The following is a 22,865-nucleotide window of genomic DNA, read 5'->3' as shown; positions in this document are numbered from 1 at the left end:
TGTTCATCGGGGCAGCCTCCTGGCATCGAGTGCGCCGAACAGCCCGTCAGCACGATTCCACCCGTCCGCCAGGCGGATTGCGGCGTCCTGTCTTCCGCTGGCGAGCGCCGCAGAGATCTCGCGGGTGGCGTGCGCATGGAGATGAGCACGGTAGCGCGCGTAATCGGCGGCCGAATCCTTGCTGACCATGAAGGGCCAGTCGCTCGATACGGTCAGCAGGGCTTCACGCAGGATCTGATCGGCCACCCGATTGCGGGTATGCGGCGCGGGCTGCTCGTGCAGGGCCTTGTCGACCGCAGCGAGGGCGGTGTCGACCACCTCGGTGTTCAGCTGCACGAGGTCGGCCACCTTCTCGCCATTCCAGACATGCCAATCCTTACCGGAACCCCATGAACTGGCAGGCAAGTCGATGGGCTTGCCCACGTACCCCTGTGCGCGGGCCTGTTCCAGGGTGCCCACCTGGACACCTGCCTCGGGCAATGCCCGCAGCACCCGCTCGAGCCAGGCCGGCCCCTCGTACCACCAGTGCCCGTACAACTCGGTGTCGAAGGCGGCGATGACATGCGCGGGTCGGCCGATCCGATCGGACTCTGAGATGAGGCGCTGGCGCACGGTGTCCACGAAATCGCGGACATGGACGTCGATCGCGGCGTCGGCGCGCTCTGGCTCGTATGGCGCCTTGGCTTCCGAGGCCACGTTGCGTCCGGTGACCCGGGCGGGTTTGAGGCCGGTGTCGTGGTCGTAGGTGTGGAAATCGCGGTAGGCGGCGTTACCCGGATACCCCGACTTCGGCGACCACACGCGGTAGCTCACCGCCAGGTCGCGGCCAAAGGCCACCACATCGGTGTCGCCCACCGGCCGACCCAGTGAGGTGTCGCCCTGCAGGGACGGTCCGTCGACCATGAAATGGTTGACCCCGGCCGCTGCGTAGCCTTCCTCCATGCCTGGGGCATAGGCGCATTCGGGTGCCCAGATGCCGGTGGGTGCATGTCCGAAACGCTGTTCGGCGTCGGCAAGTCCCTCGCGCAACGCGAACTCGCGTAGCCGTGGGTTTAGCAGCGGCTGGAACGGATGTGCGAGCGGACCACCCAGCAGCTCAATGGCTTTTGCGTCTATCAGACTGCGCAGCGGACCGCTGCCGCCGTGGCGCCAGTACCCATCGAATTCATCGAGAGCGGCTGTGGCGCTGTGGTATTCGCGAATACCGAAGGCCCGTAACATTTCTGGGCTCGACGCGGTGCCCGGTTCGGCATCGGTTTTCGCGATGGTGGCGGCCTCGAAGGCACGCAGTTGCCAGTTGGCCAGCCAGCTGTACAGCCCGGTCAGGCAGTGTGGGTCGTCCAGCTGTGCGGCCACCACGGGGGTGATGCCAAGGGTGATCAGGTTCTCCCGGCCCTCGGCCGCCAGCGTCCGCAGCACCTTAAACAGTGGCAGATACGCGGCCGACCAGGATTGGTACAGCCATTCCTCGCCGACCGGCCAGCGTCCGTGATTGGCGAGCCACGGTAGGTGCGTATGCAGCACCATGGTGAATAGCCCAGGAACCTTTTCTGTCACGGAATCACCGCAATGGCAACCAGATCCAGACTCTGGTCGATGTCGCGTTCCCCCGCGTCGACTATCTCGAAATCTTCGGTGGTCAGTCCCGCGATATCCGCGAGCAGGTCCTGTGGCCAGGGTGCGTTGGCGACCGCACGCTCGATCTGCGCGTCGATGATCGAACCGCCGTACTTGACGTCGAGCTCGCGCAGCCGTGGTCCGTGAAAGACGCCATTCATCGACTGCACCGAAAACCCGGCCTCCACCAGGAGCTCGTCGAGCTCGGCGCCACTGAGCTCGCGGGTGTGGAACGGATTCAGCGGGGTGTCGCGGCCGGGGGAGAAGGTGATCCGATTCGGCGTGCTGATCAGTAGAGAGCCGCCGGGGCTGAGGACACGCGCGCACTCGGAGAGGAACTGGCCCTGATCCCAGAGGTGCTCGATCACCTGGAAGTTCACCACCACGTCCACCGAACCCGCGGCCAGCGGCAGGTCTGCCAGGTTTCCGGCGCGCATGTCCACGCGGGGGTACCGGGCCTTCACGTGCGCGATCGCGGACTCGTCATAGTCCAGCCCGATCACGTGCTCAGCCACCTGGGCCAGCATGTCCGCGCCATAACCCTCGCCGCTGCCCGCCTCCAATACCTTGCGCCCCGCGCAGAGGCTGCTGAGCCGCTCGTACACCACCTCATGACGGCGGAACCAGTAGTTCTCTTCGGCGATGCCGGGCACGGTCCGCTCGCCGGTGAGCGCCAAGGCTGCATCGGCATCATCGGCCGATGCGCCGCTTGCGCGAAGTGGATCAGCCGGGTGCGGGTCGGTCAGGTGCGAGTTCATCGTTTGGCAGGCTATCGGGTGAACGCCGTGTCTTAATACTGGTGGCCCAGATCACAGGCCGGAAACCAGGGGTGAACCGGCTATGGTGGACGGGCGAACTCCTTATATTACCCATGAGTAACATCATTGGCCGGGTTAGTCACGAAAAACGTGGCAATGCGACCGGCGCGGTATGGGGACGCAGGGAAGCACCTAGCACCAAAGCAGACAGCTGGTAAACAGCTGGACAGACAGCGAAGAGGAAGGACGATCGGAGACTTATGACGAATATCGCGGTCCTGATCAAGCAGGTCCCAGACACCTGGTCAGAGCGCAAGCTCACCGACGGTGACTTCACGCTCGACCGGGAAGCCGCCGACGCGGTGCTCGACGAAATCAACGAGCGTGCCGTCGAGGAAGCGCTGCTCATCAAGGAGCGCGAGGGTGGCGATTCGGTCGTGACCGTCGTCTCGGCCGGTCCCGAGAAGGCCTCCGAGGCCATCCGCAAGGCTCTGTCCATGGGCGCCGACAAGGCAGTTCACCTGCTCGACCCGGGTCTGCACGGATCCGACGCCATTCAGACCGGCTGGGCCTTGGCCCGCGCACTGGGCCAGGTCGAGGGCGTCGAGCTGGTCATCGCCGGTAACGAGGCCACTGACGGCCGTTCGGGCGCCATCCCCGCGATCATCGCCGAGTACCTGGGCCTGCCGCAGCTGACTCATCTGCGCAAGCTGACCGTCGAAGGCGGCGTCGTCAAGGGTGAGCGCGAGACCGACGAGGGCGTGTTCGAGGTCGAAGCCAACCTTCCGGCCATCGTGAGCGTCACCGAGAAGATCAACGAGCCCCGCTTCCCGTCCTTCAAGGGCATCATGGCCGCGAAGAAGAAGGAAGTCGCCGTGCTGACCCTCGCCGAGATCGGCGTGGATGCCGAAGAGGTGGGTGTCGCCAACGCCGGTACGACCGTGCTGTCCTCGACTCCCAAGGCTTCCAAGACCGCGGGCGAGAAGATCGCCGACGAGGGCGAAGGCGGCACCAAGGTCGCCGCGTTCCTGGTCGCTCAGAAGATCATCTAAGACCCTCTAATACAGAAACGAGAAAGCAAAGTTATGGCTGAAGTACTTGTGCTCGTTGAGCATTCAGAGGGTGCGCTGAAGAAGGTGAGCGCCGAGCTCATCACCGCCGCCCGCGTCCTGGGTGAGCCCTCTGCCGTGGTGGCCGGTCCTGCCGGTACCGCGGCGGCGCTCATCGACGGTCTCAAGGAGGCCGGTGCCGCGAAGATCTACGTCGCCGAGTCCGATGTGATCGACAGCTATCTGGTGACCCCGAAGGTCGACCTGCTGGCCTCGCTCGCCGAGACCGCCAGCCCCGCCGGCATCCTGATCGCCGCGACCACCGAGGGCAAGGAGGTGGCCGGACGCCTGGCCGCACGCCTGGGCTCGGGCCTGCTGACCGACGTCATCGAGGTTCGTGAGGGTGGCAAGGGTCTGCACTCGATCTTCGGTGGTGCGTTTACCGTCGAGGCGCAGGCCAATGGCGACGCGCCGGTCTTCACCGTGCGTCCGGGTGCCGTCGAGGCCGCGCCGGCCGCCGGTGCGGGCGAGCAGGTCACCGTTGAGGTGCCGGCTCCCGCCGAAAACGCCACCAAGGTCACCGCGCGTCACCCGATCGTCGGTGGCGACCGTCCGGAGCTCACCGAGGCCAACATCGTCGTGTCCGGCGGTCGTGGTGTCGGCAGCGCCGAGAAGTTCAGCGTCGTGGAGGCGCTCGCCGATTCGCTCGGTGCCGCCGTCGGCGCCTCGCGTGCCGCGGTCGACTCCGGGTACTACCCGGGCCAGTTCCAGGTGGGCCAGACGGGCAAGACCGTATCGCCGCAGCTGTACATCGCGCTGGGCATCTCGGGTGCCATCCAGCACCGCGCCGGTATGCAGACCTCGAAGACCATCGTTGCGGTCAACAAGGACGAGGAAGCCCCGATCTTCGAGATCGCCGACTTCGGTGTGGTGGGTGACCTGTTCAACGTCGCGCCGCAGCTGACGGAGGCCGTCAAGGCTCGCAAGGGCTAATCGGCCGAGCGGAGCCCGGGGGATGACACAGTGGATGCCTGAGGGCTATCCAACGCCTGAGGACTATCCAGAGCCTCGACCACCGCGTCGAGTGCCCTGGATAGTCCTTTCGGCGTTTATGGGCGCTCTCGTGGTGGGGCTTGTGCTGGCTGTTGTCATCGTCGGATCTCACCGGACCATCGTGGGCATGGCCGTGCTGCCACCAGGAGAGTCCGTTCGGACGACCGACCGGACGACGGCGCCTCCGAGGGGGACGCCGTCGGTGATCCCGCTTCCCAATGGGTCCCAAGGGCCTCTTGGTGGCCCGACCTACGGGCCGGGAGACAAGCTCCAACCCATCTCGATGCCCACGTACGTACCGTTCGATTTCAACCTGCCGGCGGGGTGGGGGTGTATGCACACCGAGAACAAACCGCTGGATAAACGGATCACCTGCATGGACGAAGTCAACAAGGGTGGTGCGGCCGGCTGGATCGGGACCGACCGATGTGCCGACGGATGTGGGCAGCCCGCGCAGGACAAAGTGCGCGCGAAACTTCCGATCAACGCCCAATTCTGGAAGCCCATCGACGATGTCACGTCTTATGCCCGGGTGACGGGCACCCTCGGAAACGGCACACGGGTGGTCCGCATCGCGATGACATGTGCCTTCGCATCTGCTTCCGGGGGGACTCGCGACACCCTGGCGGTGGCCATGATCACCGGTCCGCCCGAAACCGAGGACACCCTGCGGAAGATCGCGAACGAACTACGTCTGCGAGTCCCGGCCTAGTTCCTGTTGCGCAGCTGCCTGCGTGACGTGATGCCGCGCTTGGCGAAAACCTTCCGCAGGTGCCATTCGACGGTGTGCGAGCTGATGAACAACTGGGCGGCGATCTCCTGATTGGTCAGACCTTGACCGGCCATCCGGGCAATCTGCGCCTCCTGGGCCGTTAACGCGTCTTCCGAACTGGCAGAACGTTTCCGAACCTTTGCGCCCGTCGCGCGTAGCTCACGCTCCGCACGCTCGGCAAAGGCTTCGGCGCCCATATGGACGAAACTTTCGTGGGCCGCCTTGAGCGCCACGCGGGCATCCGCGCGCCGATGACAGCGGCGTAGCCATTCTCCGTAGATGAGATGCGCACGCGCGAGGTGGACGGAAATCCTTGTCTTCGTGAGCCGTTCGATCGCCTCGCGGTACCAGGCCTCCGCATCGTCGTCGGCGGCGAGCAGCGCCCGGGAGCGTGCCACCATGCCATGTGCCCAATCGGATTCGCCCGCCAGCGCCCGCTCTTCCAGTTGGTCAAGCGCCTTCGCCGCCGTGTCACGCTCGCCGCAGCGCACCGCCGCCTCGATCAGTTCGGTAAGGCACCAGCTGAACAACCCGAGATCCTCGTGCTCGCAAGCCCTTCGCGCCGCGAGGAAGGCAAGCTCGTAGCGGCCGAGGCCGTTGTTGAGCACGCCCGCCGCATACCCCATCGCACCGAGAAGTCTGCCCTCACCCCGCGCCGCTCCGTCACGCATGGCGGCATCGATCAGTGGTATCGCCTCCGCACCGCGCCACGCCGCCAAGATCAACGAGTGGTACCTGATCGGTGCATGGCCTGTCGCGGCCGAGATGGCATCGGCCTCCTGGACCAGCTCGGCCGCCGCGTCAAGCTCACCGGCATGCACATGGACACCCGCGCGATAGATGAGAGCCGCGGGGAGAACCGACAGCGCGCCGACATCACGGGCGATTTGCACCGCGCGGGTCGCGAGGTGATGCCACGTATCGTCGTCCCACACCTCATGAGTGGCGGATTCGAGCGCGATGGGAAACGCCTGCCATATCCAGCTCGTGTTCTCAGCACTGTCGGCCTCACGGCGGATCAGGGCGAGCGCGTCACACAGTATCTGCGCGCTTGCGGCCGGACCGTGGGTGATTCGCATCGCCAGACCGTCGAGCAAGAGATCGGTCGGCCGCGGGGGTTGTGTCCCTGCGGGCGCCATGCGCGCCGGCTCGGCCACCTCGACCGCGCCGCCGCGTGGGCAGAGCCGGCCACCGTACATAGCAGCCCCCACCGCGTCCAGATAGGTCTCGCGGGCCAGGTCGTCGTCCAGGTTCTCCAAGCCCTTGGCGGCGTCCAGCAGGCCGATCGCGGCGTCGGACACCGTCGTGGAGCCATACGTGCCGACACGGCTTTCCGCGAACGTGATCTTCGCGCGCAGCCGTGTCGCCCTTGCCCGCGCCGGCGGATCCAGCGGAGCCATATCCGCGATGGCGAGCAGCTCACGGGCAGCGTCGAAGGCCGTCATATCGTGTTTGGACTGGGCCGCGGCCAGTGCCCGCGACCCGCGTACTGCCGGATCCGAGGTGAGCTCCGTTGCCCGCTGCAAAAAGGCCGCCGCCGCCGAGATGCCGCCCCTGGCCTTGGCGCGGTCGGCTGACCGCTCCAGTTCGGTTGCGATCGCCTCATCGGTGCCCGCGGCAGCATGAGCGCGATGCCACGCCCGACGATCAGGATCTGTCGCCGGATCCGTCGCCTCCGCCAGTGCACCGTGAATTCTTCTGCGTTCCAATGGGTTTGCGCTTCGATAGATTGCCGACCGCACCAGCGGATGACGAAAGCGGACCCGGGTACCCAACTGGATCAGATCGGCGGCCTCGGCTGGTGCGACCGCATCCATCGAGATTCCGAGTCGTTCGGATGCGCGCGTCAACAGCGCCGCATCGCCAAGCGGGTCGGTTGCCGCGGTGAGAAGCAATGTCTGTGTCCGGGCCGGTAGCTGCTGAACCCGTCGAAGGAATGCCTGTTCGATCTGACCGCTCAGGCGACCGGAGTCGGGCCACCCAAAACCACCGGCGAGCTCCTCGGTGGTCAGATCCCTGGGGAGTTCCAGCAGGGCCAGCGGATTGCCATGCGTCTCGGCCACGATGCGGTCGCGAACCCGGTCATCGAGGAGACCCGGAATCGCGGCGTCCAGCAGTGTGCCGGCGTCGGCGGCCCGCAGCCCGCTTACCGTGAGTTCCGGCAGCCCGGTGAGCTGGTCGTCGGTACCGTCGCGCACCGCGAAGAGCATGGCGACCGGTTCATTTGCCAAGCGCCGTGTGACGAAGGCCAGCGTCTGCAATGAGGCCCGGTCGAGCCATTGAGCGTCGTCGATCACGCACAGCATGGGTTGGTGTTCGGCGGCCGCCGCCAACAGGCTCAGCACCGCCAGTCCGATCAGAAAGCGGTCGGGTGCAGGTCCGCTGCTGACCCCAAATGCGGTGTCGAGTGCCTTGCGTTGTGGGTCGGGCAATGCCTCGACGTGGATCGACAACGGCGCACAGAACTGTTGTAAGCCGGCGAACGCGAGTTCCATCTCCGATTCGACGCCGGCCGTCCGGGCGATCTGAAACCCCTGCGCCTGCGCAAGCACGTACCGCAATAGTGCCGTCTTGCCAATGCCCGCTTCGCCGCGCAGCACTAGGACCTGACTGGGCCCCGAGCGCGCGGCCATGACCAGACGGTCCAGTGACGCGCACTCTTGAGTTCGACCGCACAAACGCGATCCCGGATAGCTGTTGATCACGTGCTCCGCCGAATCTGACTAATAGGGCACGACTTTACCGAGCCGTCCTACCGTAGAACGACTACGGGCTTTCCAGGGTTCGAATCGAACGCAGATCTGCGACCGTTACTTGGGTAACGAGAAAGGTAATCGCACAATGAAAATCACAGTTGTCGGTGCTACCGGCCAGATCGGGTCTCGGGTGGTGGCGCTGCTGACCGCCGATGGCCACGAAGTCGTCGCGGCGTCGTTGTCCTCTGGCGCAAATGTGTTGACCGGCGAGGGATTGGTGGACGCGCTCACCGGATCGAATGTGGTTATTGACGTTGTCAATTCTCCGTCGTTCGAAGACGGAGCGGTGATGGACTTCTTCACCGCCTCGGCGCGCAATCTTGTTGACGCGGCGAGGGAGACCGGCGTCGGTCACTATGTCGCGCTCTCCATTGTGGGGGCTGACGGTCTTCCGGAGAGCGGATACATGCGGGCGAAAGTGGCGCAGGAGAACATCATTACCGAATCCGGGTTGCCGTACACGATCGTGCGCGCCACCCAGTTTCAGGAATTCGCCCAGTCCATCACCGACACACTCGTTGTGGGCGATGAGGTGCGGGTACCGGACGCCAGGATCCAGCTGATCGCCGTCGATGACGTGTCCGCACAGGTGGCCCGGGCCGCCGAGGCCGCGCCCCGCGACGGGATCATCAATATCGGTGGGCCCGAGAAGTTTTCGTTCGCCGACATGGCGCGGACCGTGCTGGCCGCCAGTGGTGACGACAAGCAGGTCGTGGTGGACCCCAGCGCAACCTACTTTGGGACACCCGTGGACGACGACAGCTTGGTCACCGGCGATGACGGTGTGCTTACCGAGACGCGGTTCGCCGACTGGATGGCTAGCCGATGATCGAGAACGGCGACCCGATGAGCGGGCTGACGGTGTTGCAGACCGTGACACCGCCGGTGATCCCCGCCGACGCACATGTGATGACGGCGGAGATCGGGTGGCCGCCCGGCAGTGCGGGCACCCCGCCGATGCGGTGCTGCGCTTCGTAGTCACCATGATGTGTACACCGGGTACGCCGATGTTGGTGCTGGTCGACGAGGATGAGCTTCGGCAGCGTGCGGACCAGCGCGTGAAGGCGTGACCATGCCCGCAGAGCAACCGTTAGCTCTGTGTTTGCCTTAGGGATTCCCTTCCGCAAGCGTGTATTTGGCGTCTTGAACGCCGCAATTAACGGATCGTGCATGGACACGACACGCTTCCGATGCCGTTCCGCCGCATAACTGGGCGAATCTCGCAGTCATGAGCACCGCTTCAGTTCTCATCGCCGCAGATCAGTCAATGCCAGTGGCTACCGGGAAGAACGGGGAATCGCCGCTCGGTCCTCAATACACCCTGCTGCTGTCGAACGACCCCGCCGATATCGATGCCGTACAACGGCTTCGATACGACGTGTTCAGCAGCGAGCCGGGATTCCAGCTCGCCAGCACTCCGGCAGCGTTCGAGGGACGCGACGCCGACCGTTTCGACGAGCACTGCGATCACCTGCTGGTACGCGAGGATACCTCGGGTGACGTAGTGGGCTGCTACCGGATGCTTCCGCCGCCGGGTGCCATCGCTGCCGGAGGGCTTTACAGCGCAACGGAATTCGATATCAGCGGACTAGATTCGTTACGTCCTCAGCTGGTGGAAATGGGTCGCGCGGTAGTGCGCAACGACCACCGCAACGGCGCGGTGGTGCTGCTGATGTGGGCGGGAATCCTGGCCTACCTCGATCGCTGCGACTACCAGTACGTCACCGGTTGCGTGTCGGTGCCCATGCAGGACAGCCCCGAGAACGCTCCGGGTAGCCAGGTGCGCGCGGTCCGTGACTTCGTCATGAAACGGCATGCGGCCCAGCCGGAGTACACGGTGCGGCCCTACCACCCGGTGGTCGTTGACGGGATGGGGCTCGACGACATCGCGCCGCCGGCCAAGGTGCAGGTGCCCGCCCTGATGCGGGGATATCTGCGGCTGGGCGCGAAGATTCTCGGAGAACCGGCACATGACCCGGATTTCGGTGTTGCCGATTTCATGGCGCTGCTGAGCAAGGACCAGGCAGATGTGCGCTACCTCAAACGGTTGAGGTCCGTCGGGGCGGCGGCCGAAGCGGTTTCGGGCCAGGAATGACGATGGCGCCGGAATACGCTCACGCCTGGTTGCCGAAGGCAACCTGCGATGACAGCTGTATGCGGGCCAACCCCATCGACGAGCCCGGACGGGTGACGCGAACCCTCCGTACGACGACTCGGATGGCCATGGCGATCACGATGTTGACGCTTGCACCGCTGCTGGGGATACCGCTTCCGGGCCGGGTGCGCTGGCAGCGTGGCTACTGCCGGTTGATGCTGCGCTGCCTCGGGGTACGGATCTCCGTCTCCGGCGGGCCGATTCGCGATATCCGCGGTTCCCTGGTGGTGGCGGGTCACGTGTCCTGGGTCGACGTTTTCGCCATCGGTGCCGTACTACCGGGTTCATTCGTCGCCCGGGCGGATCTCATTGATTGGCCCGGTTTGGGTGTCATCGCGCGCATGATGCGGGTCATTCCCATCGAGCGCGGGAATCTGCGCACGCTGCCGCGGGTGGTGGACACCGTTGCCTCCCGGCTGGAAGCCGGCCAGACGGTGGTGGCCTTCCCGGAGGGCACCACCTGGTGTGGCCGCGCGTATGGGTCATTCCGCCCCGCGATGTTCCAAGCCGCCATCGATGCCCAGCGGCCGGTACAGCCGCTGCGGCTGACCTACCACGACCTCAACGGCGAGCTGTCCACCGTTCCGGCGTATATCGGCCAGGACACCCTGATGGCGTCGATCCGGCGGCTCACCGCCACGCGGATGACCGTGGCGCATATCCAGGTCGCGGGGCTGCAATTGCCCGGCGAGAGTCGCCGCGATCTGGCCAGCCGCTGCGAGGCCGCCGTCCGGGCCGGTGACCGCGCCCCGCAGTTCCACAGCCATCCGGAGCACCCGGAAACCGTCGCAGCCTGAGACGCTGGGCCTGGTGACGGGGGTATCGAGTCTCCGCTGGATCTGGCCGCGAATGCTGACAGCTATCCTGGATGCGCTATGTCCCGATCGGTTTACCTGGACCACGCCGCCACCACCCCGATGCGCCCCACGGCCATCGGGGCGATGGCTGCCACCATGGCGCAGACCGGTAACGCCGCCTCCTTGCACGGGTCGGGGCGCGATGCGCGGCGTCGGGTGGAGGAATCGCGCGAGTCGATCGCCGCGGCCCTGGGCGCCCGACCGTCGGAGGTGATCTTCACCGCCGGTGGCACCGAGAGCGACAACCTCGCCATCAAAGGCATCTATTGGGCGCGTCGCGACGCCGATGCGCGCCGTACCCGCGTCATTGCCAGCGCCGTCGAGCACCATGCGGTGCTCGATGCCGTGCGATGGCTCGCGGACCACGAGGGGGCCGAGGTGACGTGGCTGCCGGTGGACGACGACGGCACCGTCACGCCTGCGGCACTGCGCGCGGTGCTGGCCGAGCATGACGACGTGGCGCTCATCACGGTGATGTGGGCCAACAACGAGGTCGGCACCGTCAATCCGATCTGCGAGTTGGCTTCCATAGCGGCTGAGTTCGAGATTCCCATGCACAGCGATGCCATCGGCGCGGTTGGCCAACTCGATATCGGTTTCGCCGTCAGTGGGCTCTCGGCGATGAGCGTGGCCGCGCACAAGTTCGGCGGCCCCATGGGCGTCGGTGCGTTGCTGCTGCGGCGCGAAACCGCGTGTGTCCCACTGCTGCACGGCGGTGGCCACGAACGCGATATCCGTTCCGGCACGCCCGACACCGCGGCCATCGTGGCGATGTCGACTGCACTCGTCGAGGCTGTCGCGGAACTGCCCGAGCGTGCCGCCGAGCTGACGAGGCTGCGCGACGAGTTGATCGATCAGGTGCTGGCCCAGATTGCGGGTTCCACTCTCAACGGCGCGGCAGGCTGTGGCCGATTGCCCGGAAACGCGCACTTCACCTTCGCCGGTTGCGAGGGTGACTCCCTGTTGATGTTGTTGGACGCCAACGGCATTGAGTGCTCAACTGGTTCGGCGTGCACGGCAGGGGTCGCGCGGCCCTCCCATGTGCTCATCGAAATGGGTATCGACCCCGAAGTCGCGCGCGGATCGCTGCGATTCACCTTCGGTCACACCTCTGCTTCCTCGGATGTGGAGCGTGCGGTCGAGGCCCTGCATGCTGCCGTTCCCCGTGCGCGGGCCGCCGCGCTCGCCAGCGCCGGGGGCCGATCATGAGAGTGCTTGTCGCCATGAGTGGGGGAGTGGATTCCTCGGTGGCAGCCGCACGCATGGTGGACGCCGGGCACGATGTGGTCGGCGTGCACCTGGCTTTGTCGGCCGCACCCGGAACCCTGCGCACAGGATCCCGGGGATGCTGCTCCAAGGAGGACGCCGCCGATGCGCGCCGCGTCGCCGATATGCTCGAAATCCCTTTCTATGTATGGGATTTCGCCGATCGATTCAAGGAAGATGTCATCGACGACTTCGTCGAGGCATACGCCGAGGGTCGCACCCCGAATCCGTGTGTGAAGTGCAACGAGAAGATCAAGTTCTCGGCGCTGGCCGACCGTGCCATCGCCCTGGGCTTCGATGCGGTGGCCACCGGCCACTACGCGCGACTGCAAGAGGGCAGACTGCGCCGCGCGGTTGACGACGACAAGGACCAGTCCTATGTGCTCGGGGTGCTGACAGCAGATCAGTTGAGCCGCGCTCTGTTCCCGGTGGGAGACAGCCCCAAGGGCGATATCCGGGCCGAGGCGCAGGAGCGCGGTCTGCTCGTTGCGAACAAGCCCGACAGCCACGACATCTGCTTCATCCCCTCCGGTGACACCCAGGCTTTCCTCGGCGCGCGCATCGGCGTACGTCGCGGGAATGTGGTGGACGCAGACGGCAGTGTGCTGGCCACCCATGCCGGGGTGCACGAATTCACCATCGGCCAGCGCAAGGGGTTAGGGCTGGTCGGTCCCGCCGCGGACGGCCGTCCCCGATACGTCACGTCGATCGACGCCGAGACGGCCACCGTACGAGTGGGAACCGTTGAGGACCTTGAGGTGTGGGAGCTCGGCGGAGAGCCGGTGGTATGGACATCTGGTCGGATCCCGGCCGGACCCATCGAATGCCAGGTTCAGGTCCGCGCACACGGATCGGTGGTCGACGCGGTGGTTGACCCTGCGGCCGACCGGATTCACATCCGACTACGTACGTCCCTGCGCGGTGTCGCCGCCGGGCAGACGGTGGTGCTGTACCGGCCGGACGCCGAGGGCGACGAGGTGCTCGGCAGCGCCATCATTACGCGCGGCTAGAGACCCTAGACGCCCGCGGAACGCATGGCGATTGCGACGCGTTCGGCGACGTATTGGCGTCCGGGTGCGGTGGGGTGCATCGGAATTCCCTCATCACCGGCGCCGCTACCGGTCATCGACACATATCGCTGATAGTCGGGCGCACAGACGCTGTGGTCGCTGCCCGTCTCGGGGATGATCGGGGTGAACCCCGCCTTCCCGGATTCGGCGATGATGGTGCTGTTCAGCTGGCGCTGCAGACCGTTGAGAAATGTGATCGTTTCTTGGCTGTTGATCAGTCCGACGAGACACCCGCTGGCGTTCGCGGGCAGGATCGGTAGATAGCCGACGGTGAACACGCGGGCGTTCGGTGCCGCTTGGCGTATCGCCGCGTACGCGCCGGTCAATTTCGGGCCGACCGACGACACGTTGGCACTGAATTGCGCCTTCTTCTCCGGCGGGCAGGTGAGCGCGAACAGGCAGTCGGTGGCGATCTGCTCGAAGCCGGCGTCGTTTCCGCCGATGGACACGACCGCCACCTTGGTGGCGGGGGACAGTCCCGTGTTCTGCGGGCCGCGTGTGGATGGTGTGTAGACGTCGGTGGAGAGTGCGCCCACGCAGGAGTAATCGGCGAACGTCATCTGCGGGAACGAGGAGGCCACCAGGTGCGCAACATTGTCCGTCGCCTGGTTGCACGCGGTCCCGACGGGACCGGTGATGCCGGCGGCCGTCGAACCCGCAGCCATGAACGAATCCCCGATGGTGACCAGCTGGGCACCGGCTGCGGGTTCGGCCGAGGCGACCGAAGGGCCGGTCACCGTGGCCGCGATCACCGCGGCTAGGCCGATCACCGCCCCGAGCGTCCTGAAGGCGCGCATGTAGTCCTCTTCTCCCCGCTGGCCGGCAGATGGCCTGATCAATGGTACTGAACGGCATATCGCCGTCCGCCCACGTCGCCGTTACGGAGGTGTCGGAGCTGAGCGTCAGGCGATCGTGGTCGCCGCCTTGTCGGCCTTGTCGGCCTTGGCGGCATTGCGCTCGGCGCGCTTGGCCTGACGCTCTAAGTACTTGGCCTTGACCTCCTCGAAATCCTGGGAGGTCTGCTGGAGGTCACCGATGATGCGCTCCAGGTCTTCGCGGTACCACTCGCCCTCACCGGTGATGTCGTCGCGTTCGAAGATGCGCCACTTGCGCAGTACCGGCATCACGACTTCGGCGAGGTGCGATTGCGGGTCGTAGATGCCGCCGGTGGCGATGGTGACGGCATTGCGGCGGAATCCGGGGATGGTGTAGCCGGGCATCGTGAAGTTGTCGAGCACGTGGTGGATGGACTTCACGGCCTGATTCGGCGCGATCTGAAGACCGGCGTCCACCATGTTGCGGTAGAAAATCATGTGCAGGTTCTCGTCGTTGGAGATGTGTTTGAGGAGCTCGTCGGCGATGGGCTCATTGCAGGCCTTGCCGGTGTTGCGGTGCGAGACGCGGGTGGCCAGCTCCTGGAAAGACACGTACACCACCGAGTCGAACAGGCTCTCGGCGAACATGTGGTCGCCGCCCTGCCGGTTCTGGCCGGGGGAGAACCCGCGGGTCATCTGCTCGATGCGGAGCTTCTCGAGCTCCACCGGGTCGACCGCGCGGGTGACGACGAGGTAGTCGCGGATGGCGATGCTGTGGCGATTTTCCTCGGCGGTCCAGCGGTTTACCCAGGTGCCCCACGGTCCGTCCATGGTGAAGTTCATGGCGATCTCGCGGTGATATGAGGGCAGGTTGTCCTCGGTGAGCAGATTGGTGATCATGGCGACCTTGGCCACCTCGGAGAGTTTGCACTGCTCCGGGTGCCAGTCCTGCCCGCCGAGTGCCTTGTAGTTCTTGCCATCGGACCACGGAATGAAGTCGTGCGGGTTCCAGTCCTTGAACACGCCGAGGTGGCGATGGATGTTCGCTTCGACCACGGGCTCGAGCTCGTGTAAGAGCTCGCGGTCGGTGAATTCCTGCTGCGGCATGAATGCGGTCCTCGGGGTTAGTTATCTGTGTCTGAAAGTGACACTTATATCTGACCGGGTGGCTGCACGCGCTTCTAGTGACGAAGGTCCTCTAGCTGGTGTGGAAAGTCCCTTACCCCTGGTGGTTTCGGCGGGCGCCCGGTAACCAAGACCTGTACGTTCAACGGCTATGGCTGATGGTCTTCGCGCGAGCGGCTCATCCGCGCGCTCAGGCCCCCTGGACCGGATCTTCCGGATCTCCGAGCGGCAGTCGACAATCGGGCGGGAAGTCCGCGGCGGGATCGTCACCTTCTTCGCGATGGCCTACATCGTGGTGCTCAATCCGCTCATCATCGGCGGGGAGCCGGGACGTGCGCATAACGCTGACGTGTTGGGCAATGTGCTGCCGGTGGGTCAGGTGGCGGCGGTCACCGCCCTGGCCGCCGGGGTGATGTCGATCCTGTTCGGACTGATCGCGAACTATCCGTTCGCTCTCGCTGCGGGGCTGGGCATCAACAGTCTGCTCGCGGTGTCGTTCGCATCTCAGATGAGCTGGCCCGAGGCAATGGGGTTGGTGATCGTCGACGGTCTGATCATTGTGGCGCTGGGCATCTCGGGGTTTCGGACCGCGGTGTTCCACGCCATTCCCGACGAGCTGAAGGCGGCGATCGCCGCGGGGATCGGGTGCTTCATCGCATTCATCGGCTTCGTCGACGCGGGTTTTGTACGGCGGATCCCCGACGCCGCGAACACCACTGTGCCGGTGGGTTTGGGCATCGACAATTCAGTGGCCACCGTTCCCACCCTGATCTTCGCCGCAGGCGTACTGCTGATGGGAATCCTGGTGGTGCGCAAGGTTCGCGGCGGACTGCTGATCGGCATCGTGGCGATGACCGTGGTGGCGATGATCGCGCAGGCCTTGACCGAACGCGGTGCGCAGCCCACCGATGGCAAGGGATGGAACCTCACCGTCCCGGACTGGCCGTCCTCCGCGGGAGGAATACCGGATCTGAACCTGCTCGGTCAGGTGGACCTGTTCGGCGCCTTCACCCGGGTGGGGGTGCTGTCGGCGACGGTACTGGTGTTCGCGTTGGTGCTGTCGAACTTCTTCGACGCGATGGGCACCATGACCGGCCTGGGTAAGGAGGCCGGTCTGGCCGACGCACACGGCACCCTGCCGGGAATCGGACGTGCGCTGACCGTCGAAGGGGTGGGCGCCGTAGTCGGCGGTGTCTCTTCCTCGTCCTCCAACACCGTCTTCGTCGAGTCGGCGTCGGGGATCGCCGAGGGTGCCCGCACCGGGCTGGCCAACGTGATCACCGGTCTGCTGTTCCTGGCGGCCATGTTCTTCACCCCGCTGTATTCGGTAGTGCCGCTGGAGGCCGCCGCACCGGCCCTGGTGGTGGTGGGCGCCATGATGATCGGTCAGCTCCGCAGCATCGACCTCACCCGGTTCGACTATGCGCTGCCCAGCTTCCTGACCGTGGTCACCATGCCTTTCACCTACTCGATCGCCAACGGCATCGGTGTGGGGTTCATCAGCTGGGTAGTGCTTGCGGTGGCCTCGGCAGAGAAGGGGAGCAGGTTCCGGTCGGTCCATCCGCTGCTGTATGTGGTGGCGGCATTGTTCGTGGTCTACTTCGCCAAGGGGCCGATCGAGGAGCTCATCGCATAGGTTCTAAGCGTGAATGTGTGGGCGAACGGAACGGGTGTCGGGTCCTGGCCGGGCCTAGAGGTGCGTGCCGTGACCGAGATCGTGGCCGCCGAGCTTCCGCTGGCCCATATCGTGGAGCTGCCGGCGCGAGGGGTGGGTGCCGATCTGATCGGCCGGGCCGCCGCGCTGCTGGTCGATATCGCCGTCGATCTGGCACCCACCGGATACCGGACGACCGCCCGCCCCGGCGCGGTGGTCCGGCGGGCGCGCGGATTCCTGGAAGAGGACATGGATGCGCTCGAAGAGGAATGGGAGCGCGGCGGGCATCGCGGCACCGATCGCGCGGTGAAGGTACAGGGACCCGGGCCGATAACGCTTGCGGCGCAGCTGGAGCTACCCAACGGCCATCGTGCGATCACCGATTCCGGCGCGGTGCGGGACCTGGCGGCGTCGCTGGCTGAGGGATTGGCTCAGCATCAAGCAAGGCTGTCTCGTCGGCTCGGTGTTCCCGTGGTGGTGCAGCTTGATGAACCGTCGCTGCCCGCCGCACTGGAGGGCAGGTTGTCCGGGACCAGCATGTTCTCGCCGGTGCACCCGGTCGACGTGCCCACCGCGACCTCGCTGTTGGACCAGTGCGCTGAGGCGGTGGGTGGCGAACTGCTGGTCCATTGTTGTGCTGCCGATCCTCCCTGGGAACTGTTGCGAGGGGCCAATATTCGTGGGATCGCGGTGGACGCCGCATGCCTGACCGATGCGCAGGCTCTCGATGGTCTGGCCTCGGTCCTGGACACGGGTAAGGCGGCGGTACTCGGCGTGATTCCCTCCGTTGCGCCGTCCGTGCCGATATCGGCCGATGTGCTGGCCGTCAGTACCGCTGGGCTTGCCGACAAACTGGGCTTCGGGCGTGCGGTGCTGCGCGATCGGATCGGCATCAGTACGGGATGTGGGCTCGCAGGTGCGGATCTCCAATGGGCGCGCACGGCAACTGAATTGACGCGCAAGGTCAGTGATCTCATCGATGCCGACCCGGATGCGCTGTGATGGACGTCTATCAGGCCATCGCCACGCGCCGGGACGTGCGCGCGGAGTTCACCGGACAGGTCGTCGACGATGAGACGTTGATGAAGCTGCTGCAGGCGGCGCATCGCGCGCCCAGCGTCGGGAACAGTCAGCCATGGGATTTCGTGGTGGTGCGCGAGCCGGAGGCCCTGGAGGCCTTCGCGGCACATGTCTCCGCGCAGCGCGAACGATTCGCCGACAGTCTTCCGGAGGAACGACGAAACACCTTTGACCCCATCAAGATAGAAGGAATCCAGGAGAGCGGCACCGGCGTGGTGGTTACCTACGACCACGGACGTGGCGGCCCGCATATCCTGGGCCGGCACACCGTTGCCGATGCGGGTTTGTTCTCTGCGGTGCTTGCGATCCAGAACCTGTGGCTCGCCGCGGTCACCGAGGGGATCGGCGTCGGCTGGGTGTCCTTTTACGAGGAGCAGTTCCTGGCCGAATTAATCAACGCGCCGACGCATATCCGGCCGATCGCCTGGTTATGTGTCGGACCGGTACGCGAGTTCGCCGAGCGGCCCGATCTAGAGCGGTTCGGCTGGCGCAGTGGGCGCCCGTTGGAGGAAGCCGTGCACTGGGGGACCCTCGGGGGAGAACGGTCAGGATCTGGCGGCGCGCACGATCCTCGGCCACATTAGGAGAAACATCAGCTGATCGAGCGCTATGGTACGGACGAGTCGGTTGGTGGTGAAACCCACTGCTATACAGCGTTTCTGATCCGCCCAGCCCGTCGAACCGCCCGCGCCGACGAAGCCGAACCCGCTGTCGAAACCAAAGGCGGGTATCTGCAGCGAGTGATAGCCGAGGTGGTACCCAAGCGGAAGACCCAGCGTGTGGTCGAGTCGGCGATCCGGCTCTGGTCGCGCAAGTCCAGCTGTGATCTCTGGAGAGAGCAGCCGTCGTCCGTCGACGCTGCCCTCGCTGGCGAGTGCTGCATAGAGTTTGGCCAGTGCCGGTGCGGTAGCGACCCCGCTGATGGCTGGTGCTTGGGTGTTGTAGAGCAAAGAATCGGCTGTTCCGCCGTTGAGTCCGTATCGCACAAATCCCGGCACGTAGATCGTGTCTGCGGCGCCGCGGATTCCGGGCACGTGGTTGAGCACGGTTTTCATGACCCACCCCATGCCAAGAAAGAGCCCGGCGCGTAATGCGTGCTCACGGCGCAGTAGTCGATCCTGGTTGGGATACATATCCGCCCGCGTTGTGGGTGATCCCTCGGGTGGGAAGCCCAGATGTATCCCGTCGACTCCTAGGGGCTCGGCGATTTCGGTGCGATACAGCTCCCGCATGTCTTTACCGGTCACCGAACGCGCGAGACCAGCAAGGAGCCAGCCGATGCTCAAGGCGTGATAGGCCGGTTTTCTATGGAAGCGGTCCACCGGTGCGGCGGCGAGCCGCTTCTCCATCACCAGATGGTCCGAGAGGTCAGAGGCCGAGGCAATGCCGGTAAGCCGTGACAGTCCAGCCTCGTGATTGAGCAGCTGCCGCACTGTGATTGATGATTTTCCGTTGGCCCCGAATTCGGTCCAGTACCGCGCTACTGGCGCGTCATAGCTGAGCAGCCCCCGATCGACGAGGCGGTGGATCACTGTCGTCGTGATGCCCTTGGACGCTGAGAAAATTGTCGGCCCAGTATCTTGGGTCCATTCGCGGTCCGGGGCGGCATCACCTGCCCAGATATCCAGGGCCGGTTCACCGTCAACGTATACGCACAAGCCGCCTCCGCCATAGCGGTACTTGGTGAATAGCCAGCCGAACATCTTGACAACAGAGGCGAATTCCGGCCGCGCCCAACCGCTTACCGCGGCGGATAAGCGCAAGCCGGGTAGCCCAACTATGTCATCAGAACTTGACTGGCCCGGCCCGGCCACAGATGGGTCGCTCATCGCGAGACACCTCCACTAGTACGAGTTCGTAGAAGATGTTACGAACTCGTACTAGTATGGTCAAGGTGGCGCCCTCCGCTGATGACGAGCCGTATTCGATTCTTTTCGATGTCTGGTTGGTGCAGAACCTACTTAGTGCCGTGTTAGACGAAACCTTGACAGGTACTGGTCTTAGCGGCGATGAATTCGCGCTCTACAGTTTTGTAGACATCAAGGAGCGCCTTACGCCGACAGCAATCTCGCAATGGTCCGCGATGCGACCGTCCACTGTCACCTCGCGGTTGCGGCGAATGACTGACCGCGGTCACGCCACCACAGTGCCGAACCCCGAAGACAGGCGGTCATACTCGGTCGAATTGACGCCAGCTGGCCGCGCCACCTTGGTTGAGGCGTGGGGCCGGTTCTTTCCGGTTATGGCTGGCATCGAGTCGCGGCTCGGAACCTCCAAACGAGAGGTTCGGCGGTCCATTAAACGGTTGGATGGTGTGCTGCGTGAATTCGGTGGCATGCCGCCGAGGCCGTTCGAGATCCATTCTGAGACAGAGCACTAGGCGCGCTCGCACAGTCCTTGGCGTAATTACTGGCCCTTGAACTCGGGTGCTCGCTTCTCGAACACCGCGCCGATGGCTTCCTGCAGGTCCTCCGACGGGAGGAACGCGGCGTTCCAGGCCGAGACGTACTTCAGGCCGTCGGCGACGACATTCTCACGCTCGCGTCCCAGGACGTCCTTGACGCCCTGCACCACTAGCGGGGGATTGGTCGCGATCTCGGCGGCAGTGGCATGCGCGGCCGCCAGGGTTGCCTCCGCGGTGTCGAATACGTCGTTGACGAGCCCGATCTTCTCGGCTCGGGCGGCGTCGATGTCCTTGCCGGTGAGCGCTAGTTCACGCAGGTGGCCCTCGCCGATGATCGGTGGAAGGCGGTGCAGCGAGCCAATATCGGCGACGATCGCCACCTTGGCTTCACGCACGCTGAACTTCGCGTCGGAGCTGGCATACCGGATATCAACGGCCGCGATGAGGTCGACACCGCCACCGATGCACCAGCCTTGCACCGCGGCGATCACCGGCTTGCGGCACTCGGCGACGGCGGTCACCGAGGCCTGTAGCCTGCGCACCTCGTGGAGGAAGTCGGTGCGCGGCTTGGCCAGTGCCTTGTCGGCCATCAGTGGCATGAAGGTGCCCGCCATGGCAGGCAGGTCCAACCCGTAGCTGAAATGCGGCCCAGCGGCCGCGAGGACGATCGCTCGCACCTCAGGGTCGGCGTCGAGCTCGGTGAAGATCAGCGGTAGTTCCCGCCAGAAGTCGGGTCCCATCGCATTGCCCTTACCGGGGCCGATGAGGGTGACCTGGGCAATGTGCCCAGTGGTCTCGACGGTGAAGGCCTTCCAGTCGCTCATGGGGCTTGAGCCTACGGGCCTAAAATTGGAAGACTCAGGCGGGGAGCAGACCCCTGCGGTCCTCGCGGAGCTGTTTGATTACCGACGGCCACGACATCGCCCAGGACTGCACATCATCGCCGGATTGACTCGTCATGAAACCTCGAATGATGCCGACGAGCACTGTGCGGTCGCCGACATGCGTGTACACGGGGCCTCCGGAATCACCCTTGGCGATCACTGGGCCGTTGAATCTGAACCAGCCGTTGCCAAGTCGTGTCACCGATCCGCACGCATCACCCGTGGTGAAGCCGGTGCGGCAGATCGGCATTCCGACAGCGGGAGTAACCGTGTCATCGCGTTCGAGCCGTTGACCATTCGCCAGGATGTCGTTGAGAGGCAATCCTTCATCGATCGAGATGGCCTCGTAGTCGATGGTGTACTCGTCCTCGTACACCGGGCCCTCGGGGGGACGGTTGTCGTGCGCCAGGATCTTGTGTCCTACCGCGGCGCCGTCTCCGTTACGGACCACGCCGTCACCGTCGAAGCAGTGCCCTGCGGTGATGGCCACGTGCAGCCCAGGGTCGACGTAGCCAAGCGTGCAGCTGAGGGCGCCCTGGTAGATGAGCATGCCCGGGTACACAAGCGGCGGGTCGGCATGTGCGGGTGCAGGATTCGCCGCAGGAAGCACTAAGAGCACGGCCGCGATGGTCGTTATCCACAAAAACGGGCGCATGAGGGTTAGGGGACAACCATTCTCGCGGGACCGGAGGGTCGGTCATCGGAGGGCGCCGGAGGAAGAACCATTGCCGGCGCCTGGGGATTGGCGGCTACCGGGCTGGCGACCTCGGGTCGTCCCGCGGCCGCGATATCGTTTCGGATCTGCTGCTGGACCGTTGGCCAGGACAGTGCCACGGTGGACTCTCGATGGGTCTGGTTGGCGGTGAAGCGAGCGCTGACGATGCCGACGATGGCGGCGTTGCCGGGCGAGGTGACGGTGTACACGGCACTACCGGAGTCTCCGTGGTCGGCGGGAAGGCCGTCCACCAGGAACCAGCCGTTGCCGATTCCGTCGATCGAGCCGCACGCCTCACCTGTGGTGATTCCCACCCGGCACACCGGGAGGCCGTCCCGGGGGACGACTGCCGGATCGACTCCGAGTCGCAGTCCGTTGGGCAAAACGTTGTTGATCGGCACACCCTCGTCGAAGGCGATGCCCTCGTAGTCGATTCGGTAGTCGTCGCGGGACAGTGGCCCCTCGGGCTTGATATTGGACTGGGCGACGGCGAGCTGCCCGATGCGGGCCCCGTCGCTGGTGAACACCGGTCCATTGCCGCCACAGTGACCCGCGGTGACACCGACGCGCGCTGCGGGATCCACGAAACCGAGCGTGCAGCTCAGCGATTCCTTACCGGGTGGGCGCTGGATGATCTCCATGCCCGGGTAGATCAGCGGGTCGGCATGTGCCGCAGTCGGGTTCACAAGACCGAGACCGGACAGCCAGGCAAGGGCCGAGACCCCTGCCGCTGATCGTCTCCACCGGACGGTACGTCGACCGCTGCCGCCGACACTGGTCACGCCGTAGCTCTCTGTCTGCCACGTTTACCGTCGACTGAGCCCCGACCAGCGTT

At 65.2% G+C, this 22,865-nt stretch carries 22 protein-coding genes; 13 read left to right on the top strand and 9 right to left on the bottom strand.

Annotation, left to right across the window (positions count from 1 at the left end; genetic code table 11):
* Positions 1 to 3: 3 nt before the first annotated feature.
* Both MLB1_RS03130 and MLB1_RS03125 read right to left on the bottom strand, forming a co-directional pair.
* Positions 4 to 1,557 carry a glycoside hydrolase family 57 protein gene (locus tag MLB1_RS03130; RefSeq protein WP_180748252.1) on the bottom strand — a complete coding sequence of 518 codons (1,554 nt, stop codon included), beginning with the start codon at positions 1,555 to 1,557 and terminating at the stop codon, positions 4 to 6.
* A complete protein-coding gene (locus tag MLB1_RS03125; protein WP_180748251.1) occupies positions 1,554 to 2,375 on the bottom strand; it encodes a class I SAM-dependent methyltransferase in 822 nt (273 codons plus the stop codon). The genes MLB1_RS03130 and MLB1_RS03125 overlap by 4 nt, the downstream gene beginning before the upstream one ends.
* A 260-nt stretch (positions 2,376 to 2,635) precedes the next feature.
* On the opposite strand from MLB1_RS03125, the gene MLB1_RS03120 reads away from it, so the two are divergent.
* Genes MLB1_RS03120 through MLB1_RS03110 form a run of 3 tightly spaced genes read left to right on the top strand, consistent with a single transcriptional unit; the run spans position 2,636 to position 5,189 of the window.
* Positions 2,636 to 3,427 carry an electron transfer flavoprotein subunit beta/FixA family protein gene (locus MLB1_RS03120; protein ID WP_180748250.1) on the top strand — a complete coding sequence of 264 codons (792 nt, stop codon included), beginning with the start codon at positions 2,636 to 2,638 and terminating at the stop codon, positions 3,425 to 3,427.
* Between the two features lie 33 nt (positions 3,428 to 3,460).
* The gene (locus MLB1_RS03115) at positions 3,461 to 4,417 is read left to right on the top strand and encodes an electron transfer flavoprotein subunit alpha/FixB family protein (protein WP_180748249.1); all 957 of its coding nucleotides are present in this window, start codon (positions 3,461 to 3,463) and stop codon (positions 4,415 to 4,417) included.
* Positions 4,418 to 4,439: 22 nt separating this feature from the next.
* Positions 4,440 to 5,189 (top strand): hypothetical protein, encoded by a 750-nt coding sequence (locus tag MLB1_RS03110; protein WP_180748248.1) that lies wholly within the window; start codon positions 4,440 to 4,442, stop codon positions 5,187 to 5,189.
* On the opposite strand, the gene MLB1_RS03105 is transcribed toward MLB1_RS03110, so the two are convergent.
* Positions 5,186 to 7,927 (bottom strand): LuxR family transcriptional regulator, encoded by a 2,742-nt coding sequence (locus MLB1_RS03105; RefSeq protein WP_180748247.1) that lies wholly within the window; start codon positions 7,925 to 7,927, stop codon positions 5,186 to 5,188. The two genes, MLB1_RS03110 and MLB1_RS03105, sit on opposite strands and share 4 nt — an antisense overlap.
* A gap of 163 nt (positions 7,928 to 8,090) precedes the next feature.
* Here MLB1_RS03105 and MLB1_RS03100 point away from each other — a divergent pair, with 163 nt between their 5' ends.
* The 6 genes from MLB1_RS03100 (at position 8,091) to mnmA (ending at position 13,293) form a co-directional block, all read left to right on the top strand.
* Positions 8,091 to 8,834: an SDR family oxidoreductase gene (locus MLB1_RS03100; protein WP_180748246.1), complete on the top strand. Its 744-nt coding sequence runs from the start codon at positions 8,091 to 8,093 to the stop codon at positions 8,832 to 8,834.
* The gene (locus MLB1_RS24215) at positions 8,831 to 8,983 is read left to right on the top strand and encodes a hypothetical protein (RefSeq protein ID WP_371750548.1); all 153 of its coding nucleotides are present in this window, start codon (positions 8,831 to 8,833) and stop codon (positions 8,981 to 8,983) included. The genes MLB1_RS03100 and MLB1_RS24215 overlap by 4 nt, the downstream gene beginning before the upstream one ends.
* A gap of 250 nt (positions 8,984 to 9,233) precedes the next feature.
* Complete coding sequence (locus tag MLB1_RS03090; protein WP_180748245.1) at positions 9,234 to 10,100, top strand: GNAT family N-acyltransferase; 867 nt, start codon at positions 9,234 to 9,236, stop codon at positions 10,098 to 10,100.
* Between the two features lie 2 nt (positions 10,101 to 10,102).
* Entirely contained in the window at positions 10,103 to 10,957 is an 855-nt protein-coding gene (locus tag MLB1_RS03085; protein WP_180748244.1) for a lysophospholipid acyltransferase family protein, read from the top strand.
* A gap of 78 nt (positions 10,958 to 11,035) precedes the next feature.
* Positions 11,036 to 12,226, top strand: coding sequence for a cysteine desulfurase family protein (locus MLB1_RS03080; protein WP_180748243.1), 1,191 nt, complete (start codon positions 11,036 to 11,038; stop codon positions 12,224 to 12,226).
* Positions 12,223 to 13,293: a tRNA 2-thiouridine(34) synthase MnmA gene (mnmA, locus tag MLB1_RS03075; RefSeq protein ID WP_180748242.1), complete on the top strand. Its 1,071-nt coding sequence runs from the start codon at positions 12,223 to 12,225 to the stop codon at positions 13,291 to 13,293. Before MLB1_RS03080 ends, mnmA begins: the two co-directional genes overlap by 4 nt.
* Positions 13,294 to 13,298: 5 nt before the next feature.
* Here mnmA and MLB1_RS03070 read toward each other — a convergent pair whose 3' ends face one another.
* Together MLB1_RS03070 and MLB1_RS03065 are read right to left on the bottom strand one after the other, a co-directional pair.
* The gene (locus MLB1_RS03070) at positions 13,299 to 14,150 is read right to left on the bottom strand and encodes an SGNH/GDSL hydrolase family protein (protein WP_180748241.1); all 852 of its coding nucleotides are present in this window, start codon (positions 14,148 to 14,150) and stop codon (positions 13,299 to 13,301) included.
* Between the two features lie 105 nt (positions 14,151 to 14,255).
* Complete coding sequence (locus MLB1_RS03065) at positions 14,256 to 15,275, bottom strand: acyl-ACP desaturase (protein WP_180748240.1); 1,020 nt, start codon at positions 15,273 to 15,275, stop codon at positions 14,256 to 14,258.
* A 169-nt stretch (positions 15,276 to 15,444) separates the two neighbouring features.
* On the opposite strand from MLB1_RS03065, the gene MLB1_RS03060 reads away from it, so the two are divergent.
* Genes MLB1_RS03060 through bluB form a run of 3 tightly spaced genes read left to right on the top strand, consistent with a single transcriptional unit; the run spans position 15,445 to position 18,611 of the window.
* Positions 15,445 to 16,929: an NCS2 family permease gene (locus tag MLB1_RS03060; RefSeq protein ID WP_180748239.1), complete on the top strand. Its 1,485-nt coding sequence runs from the start codon at positions 15,445 to 15,447 to the stop codon at positions 16,927 to 16,929.
* A gap of 15 nt (positions 16,930 to 16,944) precedes the next feature.
* Positions 16,945 to 17,949, top strand: a complete 1,005-nt coding sequence (locus tag MLB1_RS03055) for a methionine synthase (protein ID WP_180749661.1) — start codon at positions 16,945 to 16,947, stop codon at positions 17,947 to 17,949.
* A complete protein-coding gene (bluB, locus tag MLB1_RS03050; RefSeq protein ID WP_180749660.1) occupies positions 17,949 to 18,611 on the top strand; it encodes a 5,6-dimethylbenzimidazole synthase in 663 nt (220 codons plus the stop codon). Before MLB1_RS03055 ends, bluB begins: the two co-directional genes overlap by 1 nt.
* Here the strand turns inward: bluB and MLB1_RS03045 are convergent.
* The gene (locus MLB1_RS03045) at positions 18,573 to 19,856 is read right to left on the bottom strand and encodes a serine hydrolase domain-containing protein (protein WP_180748238.1); all 1,284 of its coding nucleotides are present in this window, start codon (positions 19,854 to 19,856) and stop codon (positions 18,573 to 18,575) included. The genes bluB and MLB1_RS03045 overlap by 39 nt on opposite strands.
* A 56-nt stretch (positions 19,857 to 19,912) precedes the next feature.
* On the opposite strand from MLB1_RS03045, the gene MLB1_RS03040 reads away from it, so the two are divergent.
* The gene (locus MLB1_RS03040) at positions 19,913 to 20,407 is read left to right on the top strand and encodes a MarR family winged helix-turn-helix transcriptional regulator (protein WP_180748237.1); all 495 of its coding nucleotides are present in this window, start codon (positions 19,913 to 19,915) and stop codon (positions 20,405 to 20,407) included.
* 26 nt (positions 20,408 to 20,433) lie between these two features.
* On the opposite strand, the gene MLB1_RS03035 is transcribed toward MLB1_RS03040, so the two are convergent.
* From MLB1_RS03035 to MLB1_RS03025, 3 genes are read right to left on the bottom strand one after another with little or no spacing between them, the layout of a single operon-like run.
* On the bottom strand, positions 20,434 to 21,255 hold the full coding sequence (locus MLB1_RS03035; RefSeq protein WP_180748236.1) for a crotonase/enoyl-CoA hydratase family protein: 822 nt from the start codon (positions 21,253 to 21,255) through the stop codon (positions 20,434 to 20,436).
* Between the two features lie 34 nt (positions 21,256 to 21,289).
* On the bottom strand, positions 21,290 to 21,970 hold the full coding sequence (locus MLB1_RS03030) for a hypothetical protein (RefSeq protein ID WP_180748235.1): 681 nt from the start codon (positions 21,968 to 21,970) through the stop codon (positions 21,290 to 21,292).
* Between the two features lie 5 nt (positions 21,971 to 21,975).
* Positions 21,976 to 22,812 carry a hypothetical protein gene (locus MLB1_RS03025; RefSeq protein ID WP_180748234.1) on the bottom strand — a complete coding sequence of 279 codons (837 nt, stop codon included), beginning with the start codon at positions 22,810 to 22,812 and terminating at the stop codon, positions 21,976 to 21,978.
* Positions 22,813 to 22,865 lie beyond the last annotated feature (53 nt).

The sequence above is a fragment of the Mycobacteroides sp. LB1 genome, assembly GCF_013449725.1.
Taxonomy (GTDB): domain Bacteria; phylum Actinomycetota; class Actinomycetes; order Mycobacteriales; family Mycobacteriaceae; genus Mycobacterium.
This window is presented reverse-complemented; position numbering and strand designations above follow the sequence as displayed.

Excerpts from the sequence above, each read along its gene's own strand:
- MLB1_RS03070 (WP_180748241.1), bottom strand. The coding sequence starts at position 14,150 with ATGCGCGCCTTCAGGACGCTCGGGGCGGTGATCGGCCTAGCCGCGGTG.
- MLB1_RS03085 (WP_180748244.1), top strand. The coding sequence starts at position 10,103 with ATGGCGCCGGAATACGCTCACGCCTGGTTGCCGAAGGCAACCTGCGAT.
- MLB1_RS03100 (WP_180748246.1), top strand. The coding sequence starts at position 8,091 with ATGAAAATCACAGTTGTCGGTGCTACCGGCCAGATCGGGTCTCGGGTG.
- MLB1_RS03125 (WP_180748251.1), bottom strand. The coding sequence starts at position 2,375 with ATGAACTCGCACCTGACCGACCCGCACCCGGCTGATCCACTTCGCGCA.
- MLB1_RS03110 (WP_180748248.1), top strand. The coding sequence starts at position 4,440 with ATGACACAGTGGATGCCTGAGGGCTATCCAACGCCTGAGGACTATCCA.
- MLB1_RS03120 (WP_180748250.1), top strand. The coding sequence starts at position 2,636 with ATGACGAATATCGCGGTCCTGATCAAGCAGGTCCCAGACACCTGGTCA.
- MLB1_RS03080 (WP_180748243.1), top strand. The coding sequence starts at position 11,036 with ATGTCCCGATCGGTTTACCTGGACCACGCCGCCACCACCCCGATGCGC.
- mnmA (WP_180748242.1), top strand. The coding sequence starts at position 12,223 with ATGAGAGTGCTTGTCGCCATGAGTGGGGGAGTGGATTCCTCGGTGGCA.
- MLB1_RS24215 (WP_371750548.1), top strand. The coding sequence starts at position 8,831 with ATGATCGAGAACGGCGACCCGATGAGCGGGCTGACGGTGTTGCAGACC.
- MLB1_RS03115 (WP_180748249.1), top strand. The coding sequence starts at position 3,461 with ATGGCTGAAGTACTTGTGCTCGTTGAGCATTCAGAGGGTGCGCTGAAG.
- MLB1_RS03030 (WP_180748235.1), bottom strand. The coding sequence starts at position 21,970 with ATGCGCCCGTTTTTGTGGATAACGACCATCGCGGCCGTGCTCTTAGTG.
- MLB1_RS03035 (WP_180748236.1), bottom strand. The coding sequence starts at position 21,255 with ATGAGCGACTGGAAGGCCTTCACCGTCGAGACCACTGGGCACATTGCC.
- bluB (WP_180749660.1), top strand. The coding sequence starts at position 17,949 with ATGGACGTCTATCAGGCCATCGCCACGCGCCGGGACGTGCGCGCGGAG.
- MLB1_RS03045 (WP_180748238.1), bottom strand. The coding sequence starts at position 19,856 with ATGAGCGACCCATCTGTGGCCGGGCCGGGCCAGTCAAGTTCTGATGAC.
- MLB1_RS03060 (WP_180748239.1), top strand. The coding sequence starts at position 15,445 with ATGGCTGATGGTCTTCGCGCGAGCGGCTCATCCGCGCGCTCAGGCCCC.
- MLB1_RS03065 (WP_180748240.1), bottom strand. The coding sequence starts at position 15,275 with ATGCCGCAGCAGGAATTCACCGACCGCGAGCTCTTACACGAGCTCGAG.
- MLB1_RS03090 (WP_180748245.1), top strand. The coding sequence starts at position 9,234 with ATGAGCACCGCTTCAGTTCTCATCGCCGCAGATCAGTCAATGCCAGTG.
- MLB1_RS03040 (WP_180748237.1), top strand. The coding sequence starts at position 19,913 with ATGGTCAAGGTGGCGCCCTCCGCTGATGACGAGCCGTATTCGATTCTT.